Annotated in this window: 22 protein-coding genes; 6 read left to right on the forward strand and 16 right to left on the reverse strand. The window is 33.6% G+C overall.

Annotation, left to right across the window (positions count from 1 at the left end):
• Nucleotides 1-119: 119 nt before the first annotated feature.
• The 3 genes from ACIDC4_RS12630 to ACIDC4_RS12640 form a co-directional block, all read right to left on the reverse strand.
• Nucleotides 120-1,820 carry a hypothetical protein gene (locus ACIDC4_RS12630; protein WP_412042913.1) on the reverse strand — a complete coding sequence of 567 codons (1,701 nt, stop codon included), beginning with the start codon at nucleotides 1,818-1,820 and terminating at the stop codon, nucleotides 120-122.
• A 613-nt stretch (nucleotides 1,821-2,433) separates the two neighbouring features.
• Nucleotides 2,434-3,090, reverse strand: a complete 657-nt coding sequence (locus tag ACIDC4_RS12635; protein ID WP_412042914.1) for a hypothetical protein — start codon at nucleotides 3,088-3,090, stop codon at nucleotides 2,434-2,436.
• A gap of 220 nt (nucleotides 3,091-3,310) precedes the next feature.
• Complete coding sequence (locus tag ACIDC4_RS12640; RefSeq protein ID WP_412042915.1) at nucleotides 3,311-3,523, reverse strand: hypothetical protein; 213 nt, start codon at nucleotides 3,521-3,523, stop codon at nucleotides 3,311-3,313.
• A gap of 91 nt (nucleotides 3,524-3,614) precedes the next feature.
• Here ACIDC4_RS12640 and ACIDC4_RS12645 point away from each other — a divergent pair, with 91 nt between their 5' ends.
• Nucleotides 3,615-4,310 carry a S24 family peptidase gene (locus tag ACIDC4_RS12645; protein ID WP_412042916.1) on the forward strand — a complete coding sequence of 232 codons (696 nt, stop codon included), beginning with the start codon at nucleotides 3,615-3,617 and terminating at the stop codon, nucleotides 4,308-4,310.
• Between the two features lie 872 nt (nucleotides 4,311-5,182).
• Here ACIDC4_RS12645 and ACIDC4_RS12650 read toward each other — a convergent pair.
• From ACIDC4_RS12650 to ACIDC4_RS12670, 5 genes are all read right to left on the reverse strand, one after another.
• Nucleotides 5,183-5,650 (reverse strand): hypothetical protein, encoded by a 468-nt coding sequence (locus ACIDC4_RS12650; protein ID WP_412042917.1) that lies wholly within the window; start codon nucleotides 5,648-5,650, stop codon nucleotides 5,183-5,185.
• A 585-nt stretch (nucleotides 5,651-6,235) separates the two neighbouring features.
• Nucleotides 6,236-6,595, reverse strand: a complete 360-nt coding sequence (locus ACIDC4_RS12655; RefSeq protein ID WP_412042918.1) for a hypothetical protein — start codon at nucleotides 6,593-6,595, stop codon at nucleotides 6,236-6,238.
• Nucleotides 6,596-6,948: 353 nt separating this feature from the next.
• Entirely contained in the window at nucleotides 6,949-9,639 is a 2,691-nt protein-coding gene (locus ACIDC4_RS12660) for a COR domain-containing protein (protein ID WP_412042919.1), read from the reverse strand.
• 212 nt (nucleotides 9,640-9,851) lie between these two features.
• Entirely contained in the window at nucleotides 9,852-10,565 is a 714-nt protein-coding gene (locus tag ACIDC4_RS12665) for a LytR/AlgR family response regulator transcription factor (RefSeq protein WP_412042920.1), read from the reverse strand.
• Nucleotides 10,535-11,536, reverse strand: a complete 1,002-nt coding sequence (locus ACIDC4_RS12670; protein WP_412042921.1) for a sensor histidine kinase — start codon at nucleotides 11,534-11,536, stop codon at nucleotides 10,535-10,537. Before ACIDC4_RS12670 ends, ACIDC4_RS12665 begins: the two co-directional genes overlap by 31 nt.
• A 184-nt stretch (nucleotides 11,537-11,720) precedes the next feature.
• On the opposite strand from ACIDC4_RS12670, the gene ACIDC4_RS12675 reads away from it, so the two are divergent.
• The 5 genes from ACIDC4_RS12675 to ACIDC4_RS12695 all read left to right on the forward strand — a co-directional run bounded on the left by ACIDC4_RS12675 (nucleotide 11,721) and on the right by ACIDC4_RS12695 (nucleotide 17,057).
• Nucleotides 11,721-12,701 (forward strand): DUF6268 family outer membrane beta-barrel protein, encoded by a 981-nt coding sequence (locus ACIDC4_RS12675; RefSeq protein ID WP_412042922.1) that lies wholly within the window; start codon nucleotides 11,721-11,723, stop codon nucleotides 12,699-12,701.
• 52 nt (nucleotides 12,702-12,753) lie between these two features.
• Nucleotides 12,754-12,966 (forward strand): hypothetical protein, encoded by a 213-nt coding sequence (locus ACIDC4_RS12680; RefSeq protein WP_065452198.1) that lies wholly within the window; start codon nucleotides 12,754-12,756, stop codon nucleotides 12,964-12,966.
• A 284-nt stretch (nucleotides 12,967-13,250) separates the two neighbouring features.
• Nucleotides 13,251-14,780 carry a SulP family inorganic anion transporter gene (locus ACIDC4_RS12685; protein ID WP_412042923.1) on the forward strand — a complete coding sequence of 510 codons (1,530 nt, stop codon included), beginning with the start codon at nucleotides 13,251-13,253 and terminating at the stop codon, nucleotides 14,778-14,780.
• 437 nt (nucleotides 14,781-15,217) lie between these two features.
• Nucleotides 15,218-16,126, forward strand: a complete 909-nt coding sequence (locus tag ACIDC4_RS12690; protein WP_412042924.1) for a helix-turn-helix domain-containing protein — start codon at nucleotides 15,218-15,220, stop codon at nucleotides 16,124-16,126.
• 91 nt (nucleotides 16,127-16,217) lie between these two features.
• Nucleotides 16,218-17,057, forward strand: a complete 840-nt coding sequence (locus ACIDC4_RS12695; RefSeq protein ID WP_412042925.1) for an SDR family NAD(P)-dependent oxidoreductase — start codon at nucleotides 16,218-16,220, stop codon at nucleotides 17,055-17,057.
• 180 nt (nucleotides 17,058-17,237) lie between these two features.
• On the opposite strand, the gene ACIDC4_RS12700 is transcribed toward ACIDC4_RS12695, so the two are convergent.
• The 8 genes from ACIDC4_RS12700 to ACIDC4_RS12735 form a co-directional block, all read right to left on the reverse strand.
• Entirely contained in the window at nucleotides 17,238-18,440 is a 1,203-nt protein-coding gene (locus tag ACIDC4_RS12700) for an alkaline phosphatase family protein (RefSeq protein ID WP_412042926.1), read from the reverse strand.
• A gap of 357 nt (nucleotides 18,441-18,797) precedes the next feature.
• Nucleotides 18,798-20,426 carry a chaperonin GroEL gene (groL, locus tag ACIDC4_RS12705; RefSeq protein WP_412042927.1) on the reverse strand — a complete coding sequence of 543 codons (1,629 nt, stop codon included), beginning with the start codon at nucleotides 20,424-20,426 and terminating at the stop codon, nucleotides 18,798-18,800.
• Between the two features lie 42 nt (nucleotides 20,427-20,468).
• Nucleotides 20,469-20,825: a four helix bundle protein gene (locus ACIDC4_RS12710; protein WP_139541537.1), complete on the reverse strand. Its 357-nt coding sequence runs from the start codon at nucleotides 20,823-20,825 to the stop codon at nucleotides 20,469-20,471.
• Nucleotides 20,826-20,884: 59 nt separating this feature from the next.
• On the reverse strand, nucleotides 20,885-21,160 hold the full coding sequence (locus tag ACIDC4_RS12715; RefSeq protein ID WP_007806577.1) for a co-chaperone GroES: 276 nt from the start codon (nucleotides 21,158-21,160) through the stop codon (nucleotides 20,885-20,887).
• A gap of 140 nt (nucleotides 21,161-21,300) precedes the next feature.
• The gene (secG, locus tag ACIDC4_RS12720) at nucleotides 21,301-21,642 is read right to left on the reverse strand and encodes a preprotein translocase subunit SecG (protein WP_412042928.1); all 342 of its coding nucleotides are present in this window, start codon (nucleotides 21,640-21,642) and stop codon (nucleotides 21,301-21,303) included.
• Nucleotides 21,643-21,645: 3 nt separating this feature from the next.
• Nucleotides 21,646-23,277 carry a tetratricopeptide repeat protein gene (locus ACIDC4_RS12725; protein ID WP_412042929.1) on the reverse strand — a complete coding sequence of 544 codons (1,632 nt, stop codon included), beginning with the start codon at nucleotides 23,275-23,277 and terminating at the stop codon, nucleotides 21,646-21,648.
• A 94-nt stretch (nucleotides 23,278-23,371) separates the two neighbouring features.
• Nucleotides 23,372-23,875 carry an LptE family protein gene (locus tag ACIDC4_RS12730; RefSeq protein WP_412042930.1) on the reverse strand — a complete coding sequence of 168 codons (504 nt, stop codon included), beginning with the start codon at nucleotides 23,873-23,875 and terminating at the stop codon, nucleotides 23,372-23,374.
• Between the two features lie 191 nt (nucleotides 23,876-24,066).
• On the reverse strand, nucleotides 24,067-25,320 hold the full coding sequence (locus ACIDC4_RS12735) for a sigma-54 interaction domain-containing protein (RefSeq protein ID WP_194618651.1): 1,254 nt from the start codon (nucleotides 25,318-25,320) through the stop codon (nucleotides 24,067-24,069).
• Nucleotides 25,321-25,337: the final 17 nt, after the last annotated feature.

The raw sequence follows: 25,337 nt of genomic DNA on the forward strand, positions 1-25,337 counted from the left end.
AAATCCTCATCAATTTTTGTTACAAAAAAGTCAAAAAAAATGAGGGAGCAAATAGCCCCCTCATCTGGTACAACAATAAAAGAAAACAATGAATTTTAAAAATTGTTGTATTATGATTATTACTCAAATTTTCTGGTTGTTATCGATATAGAACCTGCAGAAACTCCCGTGATTACATTATACATAGGGAATACAATAGTTCCTCCCTGAGTTGGCGTACCATATAATTTAAAATCTACTGATTTTGTATTCCAATCATAAACACCCTGATTAGATTCGAGCGTCAAACCATTGGCAGTACCTTTGTACGAATATAAACCTATTGTACCAATAGCAACTTCAATCTTAACATCAATACCCGATACCGGAGTAATAGCTGTAAAAGGTGCAAAACTTAAGGTTTTAAAAAATGCTTCTGCGGTAGGATTTAATGTTGCATTATAAGCCTTCAAAGATGTTTCTGCCACAATTTTATCAATGTTAAAAGGCTGCATGCCTCTTGAGTTAGAAAAAGACCCTAAAGTGCTGTTAGTTGTATTATCGTATATGTAGCTGAATGAATTAGACCACATGGTTTCTTTAGGGTCTGACAAAGGCAGTACTTGTTTGTTTACAGGTCTTAAGTAAATATCCTGCGTTCCTGTTTTCTCTACATATCCTGAAAAAGCATAAATCATTCCTTCCATGGTAGGGTCTTGCCTATCTGTACCTATATCAATAAAACCCGGTCTGTCTACAGTGACTCTTACTTTTATATAATCGCTTTCGTTATAAACGTAACCTACATAAAATAATCTTGCTCCTACTGAAAAAGACCCTCCTGTTCCTATCCCAATTCCTCCTGAATAAATGGCTGAGGCATCATCTACAAAATACGATGCTTTTTCGGCAGAGACATAAATAGATACCGAACATTGTGCCAGGCTTTTATCGTTTTTGTCAAAAAAGTTAAAAGCAATTTTACCATCTCCCGGTACGGTGTCTACACTTCCTTTTAGATCAAGAACAATCTCGGTAGTTCCCAGATTAAGAATACCTGAACCTTCAAACCATAAGCCATGCACCGTATTGGTTTTTATATAATAATTTCCTGATTTAGAGGTTTCTATTTTTAATTTTAAAGTTTGTCCGTTGGCAGAACTTCCTTCTAATATTGTTCCTATAAAAGAAGATTGGCTACAGTTTATTGTATAAGCGGCATTGTTTTCTACCACAGTAGTTTTAAAATTAGGATTGCCCACACATATTGGGTTTGCTGACTGGTCGAATAATTTATAGGTAAAATCTCCCGCAGCTTTAGGTGTTCCTATTGCAGGAACTTCGATAGTATGTGTACCTATATCTAGTATTGTGCTTAAATAAAAACGAATTCCGTTCTGATTATCTGAGTATAACACCAGAGGTCCGCCTTTGGTCACATTTACCTTAACTTCCATAAACTCACTGTCGCCTGCTGTTTTATCTACATTATAAATACCTTTTATGGTACTTGCTGTACAATCAAAAGTAAGTTCGGCGTTAGAGTATGTACTACAATCGCTCCATTTGTCGCCTTTCCAGAATTGCAAACAATTCGTATCAGTATTAAAAACCGTTAGCCCCTTAGAAACTGCAGTTAAATTAGTGTTTAATGCAGTGATTTGTGCCGTTGTCAAACGAGGTGGCATGAAACCTTTAGTTCCGTTTTTTGATATCACTTCAAGGGTTGCATTTGCATCTCCTTTTTGTGGTCCGCCTATTACCAAAGCATCATTGCTTTGTGCGCCAACCTGCAGTATGGTAAAAATAAATGTAAGTAAAGAGAATAGATGTTTTTTCATAATTAATTAAAATTGATTAAAGTGCAAATTTCCTTATCAAATATTAACCGCCTAGACACTAAAAGTTTTTTTTATTGTAATTTAGGGTTAATTAAGGTTTTTTGTGCTACCCGTTTTTTGCCTGTGGCAATTTTTGTGGTATTAAAAAAATGCATCATTATGATTTGTTGCTAATCAATAACATGGCTTTTAGTTTTTTTCTAATTCCTTGTAATCCAATTTTATAGTATTAGCAGTACTACTATTAGAATTAGCGTTTAAAACATTTACGAATATAAAAAGTTGTATAATAAATCGCCGCGTAATGTATTAAAAGAAAGAAAAACGTAACTTTTAAGGATTTTCAAGGTAATTTGTTAGTTGTCAATATCGTAATTTATAGTGTTTTATTTTTCAATATAAAATCTATCAAGATTATGTATTGGGTAGATGATCGATTCAAAATGATTTGTGATCATTATTGTATTATTAAAGTAAATACCGAGAAATTCAGAAAAAAAAATCGAGAGGGATTTTCAGCATCAGCTCCAACACGAAAACTTATCTAAAGAGTTAGAAGACGAGATATTGATTTACATCATGAAAAATATTTAAATCAATGCTTCTTTATATTCTAAATCAAATACGATTCGAGAAGCTGTTGTGTTTCATCATCAAGTTTCCATAACGCGCGCCTGTTATTTTTAGGACCAAGACGTCTGAAGTTTTTAGGATTTAGCTTAAAAGGAAGTTCTTTATACAAACTGGCTATAAGTTGATACATCCTTTCTTCGTTTGAGGAATAGGGCAGGATCATATAAAGATCTATAAATAGTTTGCCGGAATCTACAATATAGGTTATTTGTGCATTCTCGGTTATTTTTGTGCCGTAATGATAGAATTGCAATACGGTAAAATGAAAAAGCGGTAAAAGTTCCTTTTTATGTACGGCAAGATAGTCTAAAACATCAAAAATACTTTTAGATGAGCTCTCCCAGCGTATAGCACTCTTAAGATATTCGTAGCCTGAATTCTCCCATGTGTGTACAGGCAATCCCAGAAAAATATTCATTTTTGATATGGTTTGCTGTGCGAGTACCAACTCTTGCTCATTATCTTTTTTATAGAAAATTTCTAGCTGTATATTTCCGGACTGATATCCTTCAAAATTTTTTTCGAAAGCATCAACTACTTTTTTAAGCCCGTGAGCTATGTCTTTATCTTTTACATAATGTCCGAGCGAATTTGATTTTGGGAGAGCATAAACAAAAAAGGATGAATTTGTATTCATATCTTCAAGATTAAAAGATTTTGGCTTAAAAATGAAAAATTTTGAAAGTTCTATTTTTAAAGAATCACCGCAGGCAGTTTAGTGATTGGAGGAGCACCTTGCTGCCTTTATAGCGGTGACTAAACAGTTATAATAGAACAAACTTTAAAATTATTTTAGTTAATTAGAACTTTTGCTACTTGTTTTTTTCGCTCTTGATCGTTATTGAATTGTTTAATTTTTAAGCTTTATTGTTGAAATTCAGTAGTATATCTTTTAGTTTTTTTTCTAATTCTTTGTAATCTGCTTTTATGGTATCGGCAGTAATACTATTAGAATTAAGGTTTAAACATTTGCGAATATAAGATGGTGTATACCCGTATTTTTCGACCAAAGCCTTAATCAGGCTAGGATCGTAAGTGTATTTTGTGTTTTTTTTCGTACGTTTGTCCATTGCTTAATTTGTTTCTTATTGCGGGACAAATATAGTAGGATATTTCTTAATTAACTAATAAATGTAAGATTTTTTCTAAAAATTATACTTTATGGCGGAAAATACTATACAAAGAATTAAACACTATCTTGATTATAAAGGAATTAAGGTGAGTACTTTGGAAAAAGCGGTTGGCATGTCTAACGGTTCCTTTGCGAGTCAGCTCAAAAACAATAAAACCATAGGCCTTGATAAGTTAGAAAATATCTTAAGCAAGTATCCTGATATTAATATCGAATGGCTTTTGACGGGTAAGGGAGATATGCTTAAATTTGATATTTTACAGGAAAAGAATGCAGCCTATAAAAAAACTGAAAAAGAACCTAAAAACCAGAATATTCCACTTTATAGTATTCAAACCACTTCCGGAATCATCGATTTGTTTGGTAATAACGAATATCAAACTCCTGTAGATACGATCTCTATACCTAAAATTTCTGATTCCGACGGTGCTTTATACATTACTGGCGATAGTATGTCGCCTTTGCTAAAAAGCGGCGATATTGTTATTTATAAAAAGGTTTATAATCATGAAAAGAATATCATTTGGGGCGAAATGTACCTTGTTTATGTCAACAATGATGGTAATGAATTCTTTTTTACGCGTTTTTTAAAACAATCAGAGCAGGAATCATTTGTGCAGTTGGTAGCGCAAAATCCGGATCATCAAACTATAGAATTTCCTCTAAGCAGTATCAAGGCATTGGCTTTGGTAAAAGCTTCGATTAGGGTCAATTCGCAGTTTTAAGATATAAGCAGCTGAGGTTGTGAGGGATCAACACGAAAACCTGTGGGTATAGAAAAAATTACCACGGAGAACGCAAAGTTTTTTTAATATACTAAGTTTAGAAAAAACACAAAGTTCACAAAGCTTTGTGGATTTTGATTATGCAAACACTACTTAAATCTTAGTGAACTTTGCGAATCCCAATAGCTATCGGGATTGCGTTCTCTGCGTTAAAAAATAATTAGGGAATATAAAATTTTTAATGTTTCTCGACAACATTCAGTGTTGATACGTCAATCCTAAAACCTCTGAAGCAAAAAAATTACCGCAAAGATCGCTAAGTTTTTATACTCTTAGCTTTTTATAAAAGGCAAAGTTCGCAAAGCTGTATATTGATTTAGCTTTGCGAACTCTGTGTTAAGACATTATGAGATAAAATCTTTGTTTCTCTGCGGTAAAAAACAGTCAGTATTTGTAAGCTGCTCCACAACTTTTAGCGTTGATCCGTTGTGTGTTTCTAAAATTTTTACTAAAATAAAAATATAAAAAAAGTGAGACTTTTAATCGTTGGCGTCGATTAGAAATCCCACTTTTATTGTTCCAAAAAAAAGTGACAGCATTTACTATTTTCCTTTCGGTAAAATGATAAATCTTGGGTAAAAATTATTTACCGCAATTTTACCACTAAATATAGTTGTGGCAATACGTATTTATACCTGTTTTTTTATTGTTTGCCACGAAGGCGCTAAGGCACTAAGTTTTTTTGTGGGGATGAGGGTCGCTACGAAGGGGCTAAGGCACGAAGGTTTTCTTGTTTGGGGTGCTTTGCTGTGAAGATACTAAGACTAAGTTTTAGGATTTGGTTGTGTTGCTGAAGGGTGAGGGTTTTTGGGTTAATTGAGTTCGGATCTTTTTAGTTCAATTATTTTTTCGACGTACTGGATCAGGTATTTTCTTTCTACCGAAAATATGGCGTCTTCATCTTCCGTTTTTAGATATAAATCGGCGATGCTTTCGGCACCCATTTGATTGTTTAAGTAATGATGTTCAGCATATTTTATGAGATTGTCTAAAAAAATTTCTCGTGTTTTTGCTTTTTCCAGTGTTGCTTCGTCACCTTCTTTTATTTTTTCCATTTCAGATTCCGTTAAATCTATAGTAAGATATGTGTAGTCTACAGGAACTTTTTCGAGCATTTCTTTGTCTACTTTTCCTGATCCGTAGCAATAGGCGCAGGGAGCAGGAGTCCATTTTAATTCTTTGTTCAGGCGTCGTATGTCTTCCCAATCCACAAAAGCTTTTCCCTGGCATCTTGGGCATTCTATACTTGATTTTCTAAATAGGAAATTAAAAATGGTCATTTTTTCTATATTATTTAGCGATTAGTGGCGTCGCGAATATAATTATTTATGTAAGAAAAATTGGTTTAGGAAAGCATTTTTTTAAGGAAACGATTTATGTGTCCTTAGAATTAGGCGTTTTTTATGAGTAAAACAGAATTGTTGATTTTTAGAATGGGAGTTTTTTTGCTGTGTATTTTTATTGCTATGAGACTTAAATATAGATTTATTTTGCTTTATATATTTTTAACGCAACAATAGCGCGGATTTGTAATTATAAGTGTCCGAAACCTGTTGCTCTGAAAGAGCCTTAGCAATAGCGTAGTGCGAAGCGCTATGAATGAAAAACGATTATAATTATAAGCCCTGTAAGGGCGGAAAGCCTAATTTCAAAAACTCTGTCTAAATATTTTATCTGATGTTCTCCCGGAAAACACCTTTTTATTTGAATCAGTCTTCTCCATTTTCTTATGCCCTTTCAGGGCAATTTCCACTTTTGATTTAATTCGTAGTGCGTTGCACTACGCTGTTGCTTTTTAGGGCTTTCAGCCCATTTTTAAAAGCTTCGCACACTTATAATTACAATCCGGCTATTGTTGCGTAGAGCTATTTAGCCTTTTTCTTCATCAAATAATAGGAAACGTTTTCTCCTCCCTCGGCTACAATATTCGAATGTATAAATTCGTATCCGTACCCCGCCATAAAGTTTAAAGCATCGATAATAGAATTAAATACCAAAACTTCTCCGTTTTTATCTTTTAAACGGGCTGTATCATTATTGTTCGACATCAGTTTTGTTCTTTGTCCAATGTCGATCGAAACCTTAACTTTAGAAGACATATATACTGAACTTCCAATAATTTGAAGGTATTCTACATCCAAATCCTTAATAGGAATTCCGTTGATGGTTTGTGCAAAACCAGAGAAACCGAATAATAGTGTAAGGGTAAGTAGAAGTTTTTTCATGTGTTAATTACGGTTAGTGATTAGTGATTGAGCTAAGATAATTGCGATCTAAGAATTGCAATTTTTGGTTTATAGCTTTGATACAGGCTCTTTTAAGTGATATCAAGATTTATACCATAATGTGGAAACTAACTTTGAGGATATGGGGGATTTATGCTTGTGTTTAAGCTTTGAAATGAAAAAAGCTGCATGGTTTAAGTTTGCAGCTTTTTTTTTTGATGATGATTTTGGGTGGTCGATGTGGATTGTAATGTGTGCAATTGAATGTTGGAATTTATTTGCGATATTAGGTTATTGTTGTTGGTATTGAAAGGACAGATAATTTATAGGAAAGAAATCTTTTTTTATTCATATTAGAGAGATGAACTGAAATTTTCAAGGATTTTGTGGATCTCATTAAGGTTGACATGTTGAGCTAAATTTTTCAATCCATTTATTAAAGAATTTAAGGATTCGCTTCCATCTTGAATATTTTTTATTTTCTCGCCTGCAGAACTTAAAATAGTTATAACATTTTTTAATTTTCTACCCCAACCTTTTTCTTTAATTTGATTAGCATTCTGTGCCACTTTTGTATCATCAACAAATTGTATTATATCTTTTAATGCTATAATTATATCTTTATTATTTTTATCAATTTTATCTAAAATATAATTAGCTTCTCCTTTAATATCGGAACCTAAATTATTTATAAGAGCTAAATCAATATCAATATTAATTTGTGTATTTACTTGCGTATTTGTATGTGAACTATTTTGATTTAAGATGTTAATGATAAGTGGTAGGTTATTCTCTTGTCTTCCGTGATGATCGAATCGCAATTCTCCTTTTTTGAATTTTTCAATTGTTTCATTTCTATTTTCAAACAAACCAATCAAATAACCGACATTAAAATCTCGCTGTAGTTTTGAATGAAAATATTGCGATTTATTTGCTCGTAGATGATTTATGAGATCTTCATATTCTACTGTGTAATCGTGTGATTCATCAAGGCTAATTAATTCGCTATAAGTTAGATAAGTATCTCTGGTTATTTCTTCAAACTCTCTACGAATATGCTCCCATACACCTAATTTTGATTCACCTTTAATTCTTACATAGATTCTCTTGGCTTCTTTATCAGCATGGACCATAGCAAGGGAATTACTTTTTTTATCTAAAATTACAATTCCAGAAAACCAAAAATTTGATTCATACGCATCTTGTAATTTTTTAGCCATAAATCTATGTAAAATAGCAAGAGGCATGTAATCTTTAAATTGAAAGATATAGGTGCGAACATTGTCTCCGTTGAAATCACTATATTCCATTTTTGGAGTTTTTCCAAAGGCAGAGGGTAAAAGTAGAATTTTATCATCAGGTGTATAGCATAAGTCAAATTTTTTCATCATCGATAAAATATAACCATAATGTTGCTCATCATAAGTGTAATCTTCAATAGAAATTGGTTCAAGAAGTTCCTTGAAATCCTTTATATTTATCTGTCCAAATAGATTAGCTGTTTTCTTTGCAGTAATTATTTTATATACTCCTTGAGTTATCCACGCAGGACTTAAAACGTGTAAAAAATTAAGATATGTGTCTCCAAACCATGTGACAGCACCGATAGTAGTGAAGTATTTTAATAATAATTTTTGAATCTCTGGATCTGTTGCATTATTTTGATTGCAAATTTCATTGTAATAATCATAATTTAAATAATGTTGTCCAGATGTGCATTCTTCAATGGACTTTTTAATAGTGAACCAATTATTTGGAAATTTTTCATCGACAGTATTCAAAGTCATGACTTGAAATTTCAAATTATTTACAAATTCATCAATTCCTTTTCCATTGCTACAGCTTGTATTGTAGAATCCAACGATATTAGGATATTTTTCTTTGAGGAATTTTTTATCAGTGATTTCGATCTGGTTTTCATCCTGTTTATTGAAAACAACTAAAACTGCTGCGCTTCCGCCAAGGCTTTCAATTTGTCTCAACCAATATTCAGGATCTTCTTCTTTCCGATTATCAAGCACTAATATATAAAGGCAACCATCTGTAAAAAAAAACCGGTGTACGGCATGTTGAATTTCTTGGCCACCAAAATCCCATATATGAAAAAATAATTCTCGTCCATCATTATGTTTTAATTTCCAATTGTCGATTTTAACCCCATTAGTTTGTGTTTTTCCATTTTCATAAGTGTTATGCAAAACTCTTTCTATTAGACTTGATTTTCCTGCACTTCCATCTCCAACAACAATTATTCTCCCCTCTGACAAAGGTGCATATCCGAATTCTTTGGCGGCTAGATAGTAATTCTCGACATTTTTTTGACCTAATTCAACTACTGAATTTGGTGGAAATTGTAAAGGATTACTACTTAAGGAGATTCTATGAGCTTCAGGATCGACACTATGTAATTCATGTGTTAGACAATTTTCGAGGAAATTATACTTTTTTGCAATCGAATAAGGAATGTCAGTTATTAAATTGTCATTTAGATTTATATCGATTTTTGGATTTATAGTTTCTAGTTCTGAAATATCATTGATTTTATTTTTTCTTAATGAAATTAATTTAAGTTTTTTTAAGTTTTTTATAAACGAGAGACTTTCAATGTTAGATTCAGGACAGTGCAATTCTTCTAAATTGGTTAGTTGTTTTATCACTTCAGTATTTATTTCTGGAATCCCCCAAATTGCTAGTATCTTTAAATTTTTAAAATTTGTAAGAGGTGCAATATTTCTTATTGGATTTCCTCCTAAAAAAAGGTATTTTAGTTTTTTTAAATTTGGAAATTTTATTTCTATTATTCTGTTAGAAGTTAAATTAAGGTATTCTAGGTTTGTGAAATTGTTGATTATTTCAGTGTTTTCAACATTACAGTCAAAAAGACTTAAGCCTGTAATATCTCCTGCTTCGTTAAGAGAATATGTGCTTTCATCAAGGTGAAGGTTGATTCTGAAACGTTTAACAATTTGACAGCTCAGTGTAATATTATATTCTTTTTCTAATTGAATAATTAAATCAGGTTTTTTTATTTTCTGTTTTGTCATAATTGTTTTTTTTATATTAAAGGATTAAGCTTTTGATGAAATTGGATTATATTAATTGAAATGTAAAACCATTGAAATTTATTTCCGGACAATTATACCACAAAATAAATCCCAATAACCCAGTATTTATACCTGTTTTTAAAATCCAAAAACAAAAAAAGCCCAACCACAAAAGTTGAGCTTTCAAATTATCTAATTTTATAATTGACTAATTATCTAATTTCCAGATTATCCAATAAAATCTGATATTTCCTTCCAACAGGAATAATTTCGCCATTAAACATCGTAAGCGATTTAAAAGTTACGGCTGTAATTTTGTTGCTATTTACAATAAAAGATCGATGCACCTGTACAAAATTAGCGCTGTCAATTTCTGCGGCAATGCTCGAGAGCGAACCGTAAATAATAATAGGCGATTTTAGTTTGGTGCTGTACAATTTCATATAGTTGCCCAGGCTTTCGATATAAATAATATCGCTTAGGAGGGTTTCTGTCATTTGTCCGTTTACGCGGTGCGACAGGACTTTGGTATTGGTAGTGGTTTCTTTTTTTGTGGTAGTGCCGGAGAAATAAATCTTGGCTTTTTCTATGGCTTTCGAAAATTTTTCGAAAGAAATAGGTTTGAGTAAATAATCTATCGCATCGTTTTGGTATGCCGAAAGTGCAAAGTCAGAATAAGCTGTGGTTACAATTGTAAGCGGTCTTTTGGGTTGTAGTTCCATCAATTCGACACCGGAAATTACAGGCATATTAATGTCCAGAAAAATAATATCATAGGTGTTTTCGTTGAGCATTTTTACCGCTTCCATACCACTAAAAGCACTTCCGGAATGTTCCAGATCGTCAAATTTAGAGATGTGCGATGCAAGCGCCTTATGTGCCGGCGATTCATCGTCTATGATAAGACAGCGGTAGGTAAGTGCCATATTTTTAATTTTACGATAAAGATATTCTTTTCTTTCTTGCAGTTGAGTTCGTGTCGTAAACCGTAAACTTCGAGGCGTCTTTTTAGGTTTTCGATTCCAATTCCCGTGCTCGAAAGCCGCGAACCTGATTCGAGATAATTATTCTTTAAAGTAAAAGACAATTGGTTGCATCTTACCTTTAGATCTACATTTATAAAAGGTTTTGGAGTTTCGGCAGAGAATTTAACGGCATTTTCAACCAGTGGTAAAAAGAACAAAGGCGGAATATCGATACTGTCATAATCGCCCTCAAAATGCTGAGTAACCACAAGGCGTTCGTTCTGAAAAGTATAATATTCGATGTATTTTTTTATAAAGGCAATTTCTTCTTCCAGAAAAACATAATCTTTTTTTGTGGCTTCAATCTGATAACGAAGCATGTCAGAAAGATTAAGGATTCTGTCCGGCAATTTATCAGGATCAGATAAAGATTCTCCGTATAAATTATTCATCGCATTCAGTAAAAAATGCGGGTTTAATTGCTGTTTCAAAAACGAAAGCTCAGACTTGAAATTCATGATATCCTTATCTGCGTCCCTAATTTTTTTAGTGATGACAACATGAATAAAATAAAAAAACATTCCGTTGATAATCAATGATAATATTTGGAGCGTTTTAAAATTTCCCAGACCAACCAGCGGAAAAAACCAATTCATGAAAAAGTAAAATGAAGTCCAGTAAATGACAAAGAGCGTAAAGAATGTTTTAAGTTTTCTTCTGAATAAAAAAGGTTTGATGATAAAAATGTTAAAGATGGTAACCCAGATAATACAAGGTAAATACCCAACAGCTATTTTACTGAGCATAAACGACAAATCGTGCCCATCTAGTTTTATTTCGTCATAAACACAAGCCAAAATAATCAAAACTATAAAGGTGTTTACGATGATGTTACGGAGAAAAAAGTTCTGATAAATTTTAAGAATCTTCATAACGGCAAAATTAGGCTAATATTATAGTTTGTAACACTTTGTACAGCATAAATTATACAAACGCCATTCGTATAAATAATACGCCGTTCGTATAAATATGTTGTTATAATAGATGCTTCGAAGTTACTTTTGCCCCGGGTTTTTAATCCTTTTCCAGTAAACAAATTTAATCTTATACTAATTTATGAAAACAAAAATCATTTGTGTTTTATTCATTTGTGCGTCGATACGAACTATGGCTCAGGAAAAAGAAGCTCCTATGAAAACGGTGGTAAAAGCGATAACGGATAAATTTCCGACTACTCGAATTTTAGATGTACAGTACGAACAATTAGGGCCAACAAATTATGATTCGAAGCTTTTTGGTGATCGTTATGAAAGAGGCCGAATCGACCAGCACGACCGATTAAAAGTAGCGATCAATGTGCCGTTTTTTGCCACAGCGTCAAAGCGTTTTGTGGTAACGGGTTCTTTGCGTTATAAATATGAAACCTATGATTTTGGTGATGTTTATAATTATACTACAGCGGCTACATACTCAAAACCAAAAGAAGAATTTCATTATTTTGCAGGAGCTGTGAGCGCAACTTATATGTCGACACTTTTCCGTAAACACGTTATTTACAACGCCACCGCTACCGTCGATGGGAATCAGGATAATGTACAGCGTGTAAAAGGGTTTGTAACTGCCAATATTGTTCTTAAAAGAACTGCCAATACTACTATTACGGTTGGAGCTTTGGCCATGCTGGATCCGTCATCAATTATCCCGATTACACCACTTTTTACGCTTAACCATAAATTCGAAGATTCAAAATGGGATTTGGACTTCATTCTTCCCCAGCGTTTATTGTTCAGAAGGGAATTGCTGGAAAACGGAAGAATTTCCTTTGGAACGGAACTAAATTCTGAAAGTTTTTATTTAAATTTAAATGCTTCAAATTTAAAAGGAATTTACGAGTTAAATCAGTTAGAACTAAAGTCCGGTATTACCTATGAGTACCGTATTACACCTCAAATAATTGGTTTTTTAAAAGGCGGTGTTAATAATATTTTAAGTACTCGTGTAACAGAAAGAGGTGAACGAACGTCTAAGTATATTTATGAGCACAAAGAAGATGCTCAGGGGTATTTTAGATTCGGAATCTCATACAATCCTTTTTAATCAGAATTAGTTCTATAGTTCATTTATTGTTTTATTATTAAAATAAATAATTATGGTTGTTGAAGTTTTTAAGACAAATGTGCAAAAAGAAGCAGATACGAATTATATCATTGCCGTAATCCTGACGCAGTTTCCTGATTATAAAATTAATTTTGATCTCGAAGATTGCGATAAAATATTACGTGTCGAAGGTGTAGATCTCGAGCCCAATAATATCATAGACTATGTAAATTGTCTGGGATATACGTGTGTAAAATTAGAATAGTTTATTTTTTTAGGTTGCTAATGAGCACTAAGATTAGTTTTATTTTATTGCTGTAAAAAATAAAAACAGGTATAAATACGCAGCTTTATATATCATTTTATAAATAATTTTGTACGATAATTTCTTTTGAAAATTAAGTTATGACAAGTTTTATCCTTTCACTTTTAGTTTTACTTTTAAAACAGCTTAGTTAACTGTTTTGATTCTTTATTATATTTTTGGTTCTTTTTCAGATTTGAAAAGGTTAATGCTCTTTTGGTCATTATTTTCTACATTTGTGGCCTATGAAAAAAGCACTCCATCTCTTTGATTTTACCCAAAAAGTAAATTACAAAAACGAAATTTTAGCCGGTTTAACCGTTGCTATGACTATGATTCCTGAATCGTTGTCGTTTGCTATTTTAGCTGGTTTTCCGCCTTTGGTGGGTTTATATGCTGCTTTTATTGCCGGTTTGGTTACTGCGATTTTTGGCGGAAGACCCGGAATGATTTCCGGCGGGGCAGGAGCAACTGTTATTGTTTTGATCGCCCTGATGAAATCGCACGGTATAGAATATGTTTTTGCAGCCGTCGCACTTGGCGGTGTAGTCCAGATTTGCATCGGACTTTTTAAGCTCGGAAAATTTATCAGATTAGTGCCTCAGCCCGTTATGTTTGGTTTTGTAAACGGATTGGCGGTTGTAATTTTTATGTCGCAGCTTGAGCAATTTAAAACAGTTGTAAACGGACAAGTTTCCTGGCTGCAAGGAACGCCTTTGTATATTATGCTGGGTTTGGTCGCCTTAACAATTGGAATCGTTTTACTTTTTCCGAAACTGACCAAAGCAGTTCCGGCTTCGTTAGTAGCGATAATGGTGGTTTTTGCTATTGTTTTAATTTTTAATATCGAAACCAAAACGGTCGAAGATATTGCTTCTGTTCAAGGAGGATTTCCTCCTTTTCATATCCCTAATATTCCACTTTCTTTGGAGACTTTCAAGGTCATATTTCCCTATTCTGTAATTGTTGCTGCCGTTGGTCTAACCGAAGGTTTACTTACGCTGAATCTTGTAGATGAAATTACCGGAACTCGCGGTAACAGCAATCGTGAATGTATCGCACAGGGAAGTTCGAATATTTTAAACGGTTTCTTTTTCGGGATGGGAGGCTGTCCCATGATTGCTCAAACTTTAGTCAATCTTTCGGCAGGTTCAAGAGCCCGACTTTCAGGAATTATTGCAGCTCTTACCATTTTATTGATAATCCTTTTTGGAGCCCCGGTAATTGGTAAATTGCCTATGGCGGCTTTGGTAGGTGTAATGATGATGGTGGCGATTACCACTTTTGAATGGGCGAGTTTCAGAGTCATCAATAAAATGCCAAAACATGATATTTTTGTTGGAATTCTGGTTGCCGTAATTACAATTGTATTGCACAATCTGGCTTTAGCTGTTTTGATTGGTGTTATTATTTCGGCCCTTGTTTTTGCTTGGGAAAGTGCCAAAAGAATCCGTGCAAGACATTTTATTGATGAAGCAGGAGTAAAGCATTACCAGATTTACGGACCTCTATTTTTTGGTTCGATAGCTGCTTTTTTCGAAAAGTTTGATGTTGCAAATGATCCTTATCGCGTTATTATCGATTTTAAAGAAAGCCGAATCGCTGATATGTCGGCAATAGAAGCCTTGAATAATTTAACTAAAAAATACAATCAGCTTAATAAAGTAGTAGAATTGCAGCATCTCAGCCCTGATTGTATCACATTACTTAAAAATGCCGAAGCGGTGATAAAAGTAAATGTCATTGAAGATCCTACGTATAAGGTGGTTTCTTAATAATGGTTAATGGTGAATTGTTAATTATCGAATGTCACCCTGAGCGAAGTCGAAGGGCGATCCAATTGACACGTTTAGATTAACTTTTAAACGACAAACCCGACAGGTTTTTAAAACCTGTCGGGTTTGTCGCGTTTAGAAGACGTTTATAATTATCTAATTTTCAATTCTTTGTCTAGTTTGTCAGGCTGAGCGAAGTCGAAGCCCACGTTCCAATAAGAGCGCCCTTCGACTTCGCTCAGGGTGACATGCCATTTATTGTCAAATTTTCTCATGATCTAATTTTCAATTCTTTGTCTAGTTTGTCAGGCTGAGCGAAGTCGAAGCCCACGTTCTAATAGGAGCGCCCTTCGACTTCGCTCAGGGTGACACTCCATTCATTATCAAATTATCTATTACCAAATTTCTAATTTGTTTGATTTTTGTAACTTTGCTAAATGAAACTACAAGAAACACTCGAAGATTTTTATACCGTAAAAATAAAAGGAATGCCCGAGAATCTTAAAAAAGAAATCGGACATTTTAATGTTTTTAAACTCGACGATTATGTGGGCAGTACTTGTAATCCTTTGCCTTATACGCGAAAAGACTTTTATAAAATAAGTTTGATCATTGGTAAAAACAAAGTGCATTATGCTGATAAAGTCGTTTCGATTGACGATCAGGCTTTGTTTTTTGCCAATCCGCAAATTCCGTATAGTTGGGAGCATATCGATGAAAACCAAACCGGATTTTTCTGCATTTTTACCGATGCTTTTTTTAGTCAGTTTGGGAATTTAAAAGAATATCCTTTGTTCCAGCCCGGCGGGAATCCGATTGTTCCGGTTTCTGAGGAACTCGCGCAAGATCTAAAAAAAGTGTACTTAAAAATGTTTGATGAAATCAATTCAGATTACGCTTTTAAATATGATGTAATTCGAAATTTAGTTTTTGAAATTATCCATCTTGCGCTAAAAACACAAACAGTAACTGCTTCATTATATAGTAAGTCGAATGCGACGATACGAATTTCGTCTTTGTTCCTGGAACTGTTGGAACGCCAATTTCCGATTGAATCTATTTCGCAGCAAATTAACTTTCGATCACCTTCAGAATTTGCAAATCAATTAAATGTGCATGTTAATCACCTGAATAAAGCCTTGAAAGAAACTACCGGAAAAACCACTTCGAAGATTATATCCGAAAGAATTGTTCAGGAAGCCATGATTTTACTCAAACAAACCAATTGGAATATTAATGAAATTGCGTGGTGTCTTGGCTTTGATGAATTGTCTCATTTTATCAATTTCTTCAAGAAAAATACTCAGGTTTCGCCTAAAACATATCGCGTGACCGAAATTGTTTGATTTTTGTAACTTCTTGTTTGATTCCTTTAATTTTTTAGAACGACTTCGCCAATACCTTTGTCCTGTAATTAAAATGTAAAAATTTAAAATCATGGAAAATAACAAAGTTTGGTTTATTACAGGTGCTTCAAAAGGACTTGGATTAGAATTGGCTACAAAATTATTATCAGAAGGTTACAAAGTAGCGGCAACATCAAGAAGTGAAGAGGCTTTGATTAAAGTATTGGGAGATGTATCTGAAAATTTTCTTCCTCTTGAAATGGATTTGGTTGATGAAAAAAGTGTCAAAAATGCAATTGAAGTTGCAGTAAGTCATTTTAAAACCATTGATGTTTTAGTAAACAATGCAGGTTATGGTTTATTAGGAGCATTAGAAGAATTAACCGATGAAGAATCAAGAAAAAATTATGAGGTAAACGTTTTTGGGTTATTAAATGTAATCAGAAATACAATGCCTTATATGCGCACCAACAAATCGGGGCATATTTTTAATATCGCTTCGATTGGCGGATATAATGGAGGTTTTCCGGGTTGGGGAATTTACTGTTCTACCAAATTTGCAGTTGCCGGTTTAACAGAATCTTTGGCGGCAGAAGTAAAAGAATTTGGAGTGAATGTAACATTGGTTTATCCGGGTTATTTTAGAACTGATTTCTTAAAAGACAGTTCTTTATTATTGCCACAAAGTCCAATTGCAGACTATAAAGCGGTTAGAGAATCTGAAATTGCTCATAAAGATAGTATCAACGAAAATCAGCCGGGAGATCCTGCAAAGTTTGCAACCGCTTTAATCAAAATGAGCGAAGAAGAAAATCCTGCGTTGCATTTATTTGTTGGAGAAGATGCGTATAATATGGCAAATGTAAAAATTGCAGAGGTTCAAAAAGATTTGGAGCAATGGAAATCAGTTTCTGTTTCGACAGGTTTTTAATTAGAAAATTAATTTCCATTCCAATTTATCGTAGAGGCGCACAGCAGTGCGTCTCACGCAACGTAACCCCAATTTATTCCGTTGCAACAAACCCGACAGGTTTTTAAAACTTGTCTGGTTTGTTATTTAAAATCACTATGTGCTATATTATCTAATTTTCTAATTGACACATTATCTAATTCAATCTGCAAGCATATTCTCAACTTTGCTAAATTTCCCGTCAACTTCTTCAATTTTTAAACCTAAAATATGCGCAATTAAAGGATAAACTGAAACATTCTGAAACGTTTTTACTTCTTTATCAACTTTAAAAGCCGGGCCTTTTGCATAAAAAATAGCATGCATATCTTTTTCGTTATTGTCATAACCGTGCGTTCCGCCTTTTATATGTGTACTTTCTTTGCCTACTAAGCTGTATCCTTTAGCTGCTTCAATAACAAAATCATGAACTCTTGGATTGGTTCCGTAATGGAGTCTTTTAGGAACTTCGGTAGATTTCCAGAATTTAATATGGGGCACATTTTTTAAGGCATTTGTAATCGAATCCTGATAACCGGGTTTTGCCTGAATACTCATAATTGGGTTAATAACATCTTTGTAACCCAGCCATTCCGGTTTTAGATAATCCAGAACTGCTACTTTTTTATCATTGCTGATAGCGGCCATTCCGTGATCTGAAACAATAATTAAATTGATTTGTTTTCCGATGGCTAACTGATCTAATCTTCGTGATAATTCGCCCATAATAGAATCCATTTTGATCACCATTTTTTTGTTCTCCGGAGAAAGCGGACCAAAATTATGTCCGGTATGATCGGGCTCATCAAAGTATAAAGTAACCAAATGCGGACGTTGTTTTTCAGGAAGCTCTAACCATTTTAAAACCGTATCGATTCTGGCTCCGTATGGGATTTTATTATCGTAATTTTTATAAATACCAGGATTTCTTTTGTCAATGTCAGAACCCGGCCAGAAAAAAGAAGCTGATTTTACGCCTTGTTGTTCGGCTACATTCCAAATTGGATTTCCGCCATAAAAGCGGGAATCATTTTTTGCCTTGCTTGATAATGAAAAGGATTCGTTGAGTTGAGCATCATAAAATACATTATTGATAATCCCGTGATGATCGGGATAAAGTCCTGTTACGATTGAATAATGATTCGGGAAAGTTTTACTCGGATAAGACGGTTTCATTGATTTGGCATGAACACCTTCTTTGGCAATTTGCTTCAAATTCTGAAGATTAAATTGTTTTTGATAATCCCAACGAAATCCATCCATAGAAACCAAAACTACATAAGCGTCTTTACTGGATTGGGAATAGGAAAAAGTAGTAAGAAATAAGAATGTAAAAAGTAATAGGTGAGCGGTAAATTTTCTCATTTTGCAATTTTAATAGAACCGCAAAGATACCAATAACCTGTTTTTTAAAGAAAAACAGAATGTTAAACTAAGTGAAAGTTTGCCACGAATTTCACGAATTTTCACGAATGCTTTGCGAAAAAAAAGTTTGCCACAGATTAAAGGATTAAATAGATTAAAAAAAACTTTAATCTTTGGCTAAAAAATTTACCACAAATTACACAAATTTTCACAAATACTTTGAGTACAATCTTTGAAAAAAATTTGCGAAAATTTGTGTAATTTGTGGTTAAAATAATCTTTTTAATCTGTGAAATATTTGGCAAAAAAAACGCCAGACATAAATCTGGCGTTTTAAATTTTAAGAAGTTAGAACGATTACATCATTCCTGGCATACCGCCACCCATTGGCATTCCGCCTCCGTTTTCTTCTTTAATATCAATTAATGCACATTCTGTAGTAAGGATCATTCCCGCAACAGACGCAGCATTTTCTAATGCAACACGAGTTACTTTTTTAGGATCGATAATTCCAGCTGTAAGCATGTCTACATATTCGTCAGTTTTTGCATTGTATCCAAAATCACCTGAACCTTCAGAAACTTTTGCTACAACTACAGAACCTTCAAGACCTGCATTTTCAACAATAGTTCTTAATGGAGATTCAACAGCGCGAGATACAATCTGAATTCCAGTTGCTTCGTCAGCGTTGTCAGCTTTAAGATCAGCTAATGCAGCTTTTGCTCTTAATAAAGCAACACCACCACCAGCAACAATTCCTTCTTCAACAGCAGCGCGAGTAGCGTGTAACGCATCGTCAACTCTGTCTTTTTTCTCTTTCATTTCAACTTCAGAAGCAGCACCAACATAAAGAACAGCAACACCACCAGCTAATTTAGCCAAACGTTCTTGCAATTTTTCTTTATCATAATCAGATGTAGTAGTCTCCATCTGACCTTTAATTTGGTTTACTCTGTTTTTGATGATATCAGCTTCACCAGCACCACTTACAATAGTAGTGTTGTCTTTATCTATAGAAACTCTTTTTGCAGTTCCTAACATTTCGATAGTTGTATTTTCAAGAGTATATCCTCTTTCTTCAGAAATTACAGTTCCACCAGTTAAGATAGCGATATCTTCAAGCATTGCTTTTCTTCTGTCTCCAAAACCAGGAGCTTTTACAGCAGCAATTTTAAGAGCACCTCTTAATTTATTTACTACAAGAGTAGAAAGAGCTTCTCCGTCTACATCTTCAGCAATAATTAATAATGGTTTTCCTGATTGAGCAACTGGCTCTAAAACTGGTAGTAATTCTTTTAAAGAAGATACTTTTTTGTCGTATAATAAGATGTATGGAGAGTCTAATTCAACTTCCATTTTCTCAGGGTTTGTTACGAAGTAAGGAGAAAGATATCCTCTGTCAAACTGCATACCTTCAACAACATCCACGAAAGTGTCAGTTCCTTTAGCTTCTTCAACAGTAATAACACCTTCTTTTCCTACTTTAGCGAAAGCAGTAGCGATTAATTCACCAATAACTTCGTCATTATTTGCAGAGATAGAAGCAATTTGTTTGATTTTATCAGAATCGCTTCCAACAACTTTAGCTTGTTTTGCAAGGTCAGCAACGATAGCTTCAACAGCTTTATCGATACCACGTTTCAAGTCCATTGGGTTTGCACCTGCAGCAACGTTTTTAAGACCTTCTTTTACGATTGCCTGAGCTAAAACTGTAGCAGTTGTAGTTCCGTCACCCGCTAAATCATTGGTTTTAGAAGCAACTTCTTTAACCATTTGCGCGCCCATATTTTCTAATGGGTCTTTTAATTCGATTTCTTTTGCAACAGAAACACCATCTTTAGTAACAGTTGGTCCACCAAATGATTTACCAATAATTACATTACGACCTTTTGGTCCAAGAGTTACTTTTACAGCATTTGCTAATGCATCAACACCACGTTTTAATCCGTCACGTGCTTCAATATCAAATTTTATATCTTTTGCCATTTTGTATTTGCTTTAGGCAGTAGGCTTTAAGCTTTATGCTTTCTACTGCTGAATTAATTTTTGTTTTAATTTGTAAATTTTGCTTTTAATGCTATTGATTTTTTCTATATGATTCTCTGCAATTTCATTATTAAGATATTGCAAATCTTTAGCTAAAATCAAAAGATATTCTGTCTCGCTGGCAGAACCTAAAGCTATATTGAGAAATTGATTGAATTCTTTGTCGCTATTTCTTCCACAACCCTCGCTGATATTAGTAGGGATTGATGAAGATGCTCGTCTAATCTGACTAGTTAATCCGTATAATTCTTCTTTAGGAAATAAAGAAGTCATTTTATAGATTTCTAAAGTGAAAGAGTGACTTAGCTGCCAAATATCGTATTTTTTAAAATCTCTCATTTTTTTTGTTGGCTTTAAGCTTTTTTTGGAAGCTTATAGCTTAAAGCTTAAAGCAATCTTTAGATTATAGCTAAGATATCATCTTCACGCATAATCAAATAATCAGTTCCTTCAAGTTTTAATTCTGTTCCTGCATATTTACCATAAAGAACAGTATCGCCAACTTTTACGGTCATAGTGTGATCTTTAGATCCGTTTCCTACTGCAACTACAGTTCCTTTTTGTGGTTTCTCTTTGGCAGTATCCGGAATAAAAATCCCTGACGCAGTTTTAGTCTCAGCTGCAACAGGCTCAATAAGTACGCGGTCTGAAAGCGGTTTAATGTTTAAAGTCATGATTTATATTATTAATAGTTTATATTTTTTTAATGCTAAAGTAACTTTCAGAAATTGTGCCATGCTCTTAAAACTGACATTATTTCCTAAAAAAAATGCCAGCTTTGACAGGCTGGCATTTTATATTTATTTCAAAATTATTATTTCGCTGGAGTAGTTGCCGGAGCAGGTGTTTGTTGAGCTGGAGCAGCAGGTGTGCTAGCAGCAGGAACTTCAGATTTGTCAATAATTTTAGAGTCAGTATCACTTAATGATCCTGTAAAACTTAAACTTGAAAGCAAGATTAAAGCAATCAAAATAGTAGCTAATGTCCAGGTACTTTTATCTAAAAAGTCAGTTGTTTTTTGTACTCCACCTAACATTTGAGTTCCGCTAATTGTAGACGATAATCCGCCTCCTTTAGGGTTTTGAACCATGATTACTACGATCAATAGAAAACAAACTATTGTGATTAAAACTAAAAAAATTGAAAATGTGCTCATTGCTTAATTATTATTGTTATTTTGTTGTAAAATCTTTATATCCGAAATACGGTCTGCAAAGAAACTAATTTTTTCTGGATATTTCAAAATTAATATTTCATATGCTTGTATTGCTTTTGTATATTTCTTTTGTTCCAAATAAACCCTGGCCAAAGTCTCTGTCATTAAATAAGAATTATCGTCCTTATTTAGGTCAAATTGTACTGCAGGAGTTATTGCAGTCTGTTTTATAGGAGATATTTTTGGATTTGTCTCGATGAATTTATCGATTATTTCTGCCTTTTTCTTTTTCTCCAGATCAATTATTTCTGTCTTAACTTTTGGCTCAGCTGTTTTCTCGATTTCTTTTTGCTCTTGAGGACCTTCTTCTGTTCTGTCAATTGGTTCTGTTCTTGCCAATTGAAGCCATTCCTGAAAAGAGTGTTTTTCATTAACAGAAAAATCAAGTGGTTTTCCTATTTCCAGATTTTCCTCTGCGATTTTTACAGTTTCCGGAACTTCAATTTCTTTTGGTTCTTCTGCTATTTTTGGTTCTTCAAAAACTACTGCATTTGCTTCTTTGATAGAATTTAGTATCGATTGTTCGATAGGATCAATTCTTACTGCAGGAATTTCTGGTTCTGTTGTTTCTTCTTCGTCTACTATTTCTTCAAAAAAGGTTGGCGTATGTTCTTTAATCGAAGTTAAAATAGGTTGCTCGGTAATTGACTCCTCTTTTGGTTCCTCGATTTTTGGCGCTTCTTCAAAAGTTATATTGGCTACTTCTTTTATAGATTCTAAGATAGTCTGCTCAAAAACCGGATCAATTGTTTTTTCTTCAATTTGTGCAGGTTCTTCAAAAGAGGTTGGTGTTACTTCTTTAAAAGTGTCTAAAATAGATTGTTCTGTAATAGGTTCAATTGTGTCTTCTTCAATTTTTACCGGTTCCTCAAAAGTGGTTGGTAGTACTTCTTTAAAAGTATCGAGAATTGATTGCTCAGTAATTGTAATTGGTTCTGTAATTGGCTCTACTTTAATCTCTTGGGTTTTTACTGGTTCTTCAGTTGCAGGTATTACTTCTTTAAAGGAATTTAGAATCGCTTGCTCATCGATTATTTCAATTGGCTTTTCTTCACTTTTTACTTCTTCGTCAACAGTATCTGGTGTTACTTCTTTAAACGAATTTAGAATCGCTTGCTCGTCAATTATTTCAATTGGTTTTTCTTCTGTTGCTGTCGGCTCTGCAAAAGTAGCATTTGTTGCTCCTTTAATAGAATTCAGAATCGATTGCTCAATTGGGTCAATTCGAACTTCGGTTGCTTTTTTAATTTCTTCAAAAGAAACAATCTCGCTGTCGAATACTTTAATTTCTAAAAGATCTCTTAATTTTTGATCATAAAAATCGTTCTGAATAGAGGTAAAACTTTCTGAAGTAATAAAATCAAACAAAACAGCGCGATCAGTTGTGTGCGCTGCTGTAACTTTTAATGCATAATTATACTTAAAGCTGTTTTGATTGTAAAGTCCTTTTAATCGCAATGCTCTCGCACTTTGAAAATACGGAAATTCATTCAAAACACTTCCTAATGCTTCCGCTTGCTTTTCTGTGATAGCATCGGGTTTGTTCATTAAGTAGGTATAATCAGTTACATTCATTTTTTATTCTTTTGTTTAATCGTTGTTTGTTTTATTGTTTAAGTGTTTAAAAGAATCGATTAAACAGTTAACCGATTTCAACAAATAAACAATTTTACCATTTGGCTAAAGATTCATTAAAAATATCCTGAGTGATTCTTTCAAAAATAGCCTGAAGCGCAGTATTTAAAGTGGCGCCTGTTGGTAAACCGGTTCCAGGGAAATCATAATAGAATTCGAATGGTTTCTCGAAATCATCTGTTTCTTTATTTTTATTGGTAAACCTGACATTTATACGAATCGTCAAACGGTTTTGAGCCGCTTGCTGATCAGCAGTTGCTGTCATTGGAGTCGTTCTGTAATCTACAATTTCTCCTTCGTAAACTAAGTCACCACTATTGCTTACTAAATTTAAATTCGTCTGATTTTGAATTAAATCCTGCAAAGCCAGTGTAAACGTTCTGTCAATTCCAGGTTCAATCAAATCAGCATTATTTTGAAAAAAGTTAACCTGAAACGTTTTGGCATCAATTTTTCCTGTTCCTGTAAAATTGTAAGGCCCACAGCCGCTTAGCATAAAAAGGCTCATTAAAGCTAATAAAGAATATATTTTTTTCATAAAATTAATAAGTAATCAAATTCCAATTTTTTAAATTCCAAATTCCAACTGAAGGAATATTTTTTTTTCAAATATACTAATTTGAAACTGAGCGTTAGCGAACAGATAAAGCAATTTGGAATTTGTTTTTTAGATTTTAACCTTTCTAAAGTTGGAATTTGGAATTTAAAAAATTTGGAATTTATTTATTTTTATAAATCGAATTGTTTAATTTTTCTATATAAAGTTCTTTCCGAAATACCTAACTCATCAGCAGCAGCTTTTCGTTTTCCTTTGTTTTTTTCTAATGATTTTTTGATCATTTCGATTTCTTTTTGTTCCAAGCGTAAAACCTCTTCTTCTTCAATAGTTTCGGCAAACAAATAATTGTCGTCCTGCATCTGGTAGTTATCTTCGCGGGTTGCAGGCGTCATAACAGCGGTTCTGGGTTCTTCTTCAAAATCTATTTCACTTTCGTTTTCCTGTGAACCATATATTTTCTGAATCAAATTAGGGTTGATGTCCTGCACTTTTGTACCGTTTTTCATCAATTCCAGAGTCAGCTTTTTTAGGTCATTCAGATCGCTTTTCATATCAAAAAGGACTTTGTATAAAATGTCTCTTTCGGTACTAAAATCACTTTCCTTTTTCTTATCACTAATTACAGAAGGCAAATTGGTGCCTTCAGTTGGTAAATACGATTGTAAGGTTGCTAAAGTAATATCACGATTCGTTTCCAGAACAGAAATTTGTTCGGCTACATTTCGAAGCTGACGAATGTTTCCGTTCCATCTGAATTTTTGCAAAAGCTGAACCGCATCATCATCTAATTTCAACGGTGGCATTTTGTATTTATGTGCAAAATCGGCAACAAATTTTCTAAACAATAAATGAATGTCTTCGTTTCTTTCGCGCAAAGGCGGCAAAGTAATTTCGACAGTTGTCAAACGATAGTACAAATCCTCACGGAATTTTCCCTTTTCGATTGCATTAAATAAGTTTACGTTTGTTGCAGCAACGATTCTAACATTTGTTTTTTGAACTTGTGATGAACCTACTTTTATAAATTCACCATTTTCAAGCACACGAAGCAAACGAACCTGAGTTGTAAGTGGTAATTCACCCACTTCATCCAGAAAAATGGTTCCACCATCTGCCACTTCAAAATAACCTTCACGGGTGCTTGTAGCTCCTGTAAAAGCGCCTTTTTCGTGTCCAAAAAGTTCACTATCGATAGTTCCTTCCGGAATTGCACCACAGTTTACCGCAATATATTTACCATGCTTTCTGTGCGAAAGCGAATGTATTATTCTTGGAATATTTTCTTTACCAACACCACTTTCCCCAGTTACCATTACCGAAATATCAGTAGGAGCAACCTGAATGGCTTTTTCGATGGCACGATTTAATTTCGGATCATTTCCTATAATCTCAAATCGTTGTTTTATTGCTTGAACTGTTTCCATGTATGTTTTTTTTCTTT

The organism is Flavobacterium sp. C3NV, from assembly GCF_046825355.2.
GTDB lineage: Bacteria > Bacteroidota > Bacteroidia > Flavobacteriales > Flavobacteriaceae > Flavobacterium.

Coding starts and splice junctions, on each gene's coding strand:
- ACIDC4_RS12630 (WP_412042913.1), bottom strand. CDS start 1,820: ATGAAAAAACATCTATTCTCTTTACTTACATTTATTTTTACCATACTG.
- ACIDC4_RS12635 (WP_412042914.1), bottom strand. CDS start 3,090: ATGAATACAAATTCATCCTTTTTTGTTTATGCTCTCCCAAAATCAAAT.
- ACIDC4_RS12640 (WP_412042915.1), bottom strand. CDS start 3,523: ATGGACAAACGTACGAAAAAAAACACAAAATACACTTACGATCCTAGC.
- ACIDC4_RS12645 (WP_412042916.1), top strand. CDS start 3,615: ATGGCGGAAAATACTATACAAAGAATTAAACACTATCTTGATTATAAA.
- ACIDC4_RS12650 (WP_412042917.1), bottom strand. CDS start 5,650: ATGACCATTTTTAATTTCCTATTTAGAAAATCAAGTATAGAATGCCCA.
- ACIDC4_RS12655 (WP_412042918.1), bottom strand. CDS start 6,595: ATGAAAAAACTTCTACTTACCCTTACACTATTATTCGGTTTCTCTGGT.
- ACIDC4_RS12660 (WP_412042919.1), bottom strand. CDS start 9,639: ATGACAAAACAGAAAATAAAAAAACCTGATTTAATTATTCAATTAGAA.
- ACIDC4_RS12665 (WP_412042920.1), bottom strand. CDS start 10,565: ATGGCACTTACCTACCGCTGTCTTATCATAGACGATGAATCGCCGGCA.
- ACIDC4_RS12670 (WP_412042921.1), bottom strand. CDS start 11,536: ATGAAGATTCTTAAAATTTATCAGAACTTTTTTCTCCGTAACATCATC.
- ACIDC4_RS12675 (WP_412042922.1), top strand. CDS start 11,721: ATGAAAACAAAAATCATTTGTGTTTTATTCATTTGTGCGTCGATACGA.
- ACIDC4_RS12680 (WP_065452198.1), top strand. CDS start 12,754: ATGGTTGTTGAAGTTTTTAAGACAAATGTGCAAAAAGAAGCAGATACG.
- ACIDC4_RS12685 (WP_412042923.1), top strand. CDS start 13,251: ATGAAAAAAGCACTCCATCTCTTTGATTTTACCCAAAAAGTAAATTAC.
- ACIDC4_RS12690 (WP_412042924.1), top strand. CDS start 15,218: ATGAAACTACAAGAAACACTCGAAGATTTTTATACCGTAAAAATAAAA.
- ACIDC4_RS12695 (WP_412042925.1), top strand. CDS start 16,218: ATGGAAAATAACAAAGTTTGGTTTATTACAGGTGCTTCAAAAGGACTT.
- ACIDC4_RS12700 (WP_412042926.1), bottom strand. CDS start 18,440: ATGAGAAAATTTACCGCTCACCTATTACTTTTTACATTCTTATTTCTT.
- groL (WP_412042927.1), bottom strand. CDS start 20,426: ATGGCAAAAGATATAAAATTTGATATTGAAGCACGTGACGGATTAAAA.
- ACIDC4_RS12710 (WP_139541537.1), bottom strand. CDS start 20,825: ATGAGAGATTTTAAAAAATACGATATTTGGCAGCTAAGTCACTCTTTC.
- ACIDC4_RS12715 (WP_007806577.1), bottom strand. CDS start 21,160: ATGACTTTAAACATTAAACCGCTTTCAGACCGCGTACTTATTGAGCCT.
- secG (WP_412042928.1), bottom strand. CDS start 21,642: ATGAGCACATTTTCAATTTTTTTAGTTTTAATCACAATAGTTTGTTTT.
- ACIDC4_RS12725 (WP_412042929.1), bottom strand. CDS start 23,277: ATGAATGTAACTGATTATACCTACTTAATGAACAAACCCGATGCTATC.
- ACIDC4_RS12730 (WP_412042930.1), bottom strand. CDS start 23,875: ATGAAAAAAATATATTCTTTATTAGCTTTAATGAGCCTTTTTATGCTA.
- ACIDC4_RS12735 (WP_194618651.1), bottom strand. CDS start 25,320: ATGGAAACAGTTCAAGCAATAAAACAACGATTTGAGATTATAGGAAAT.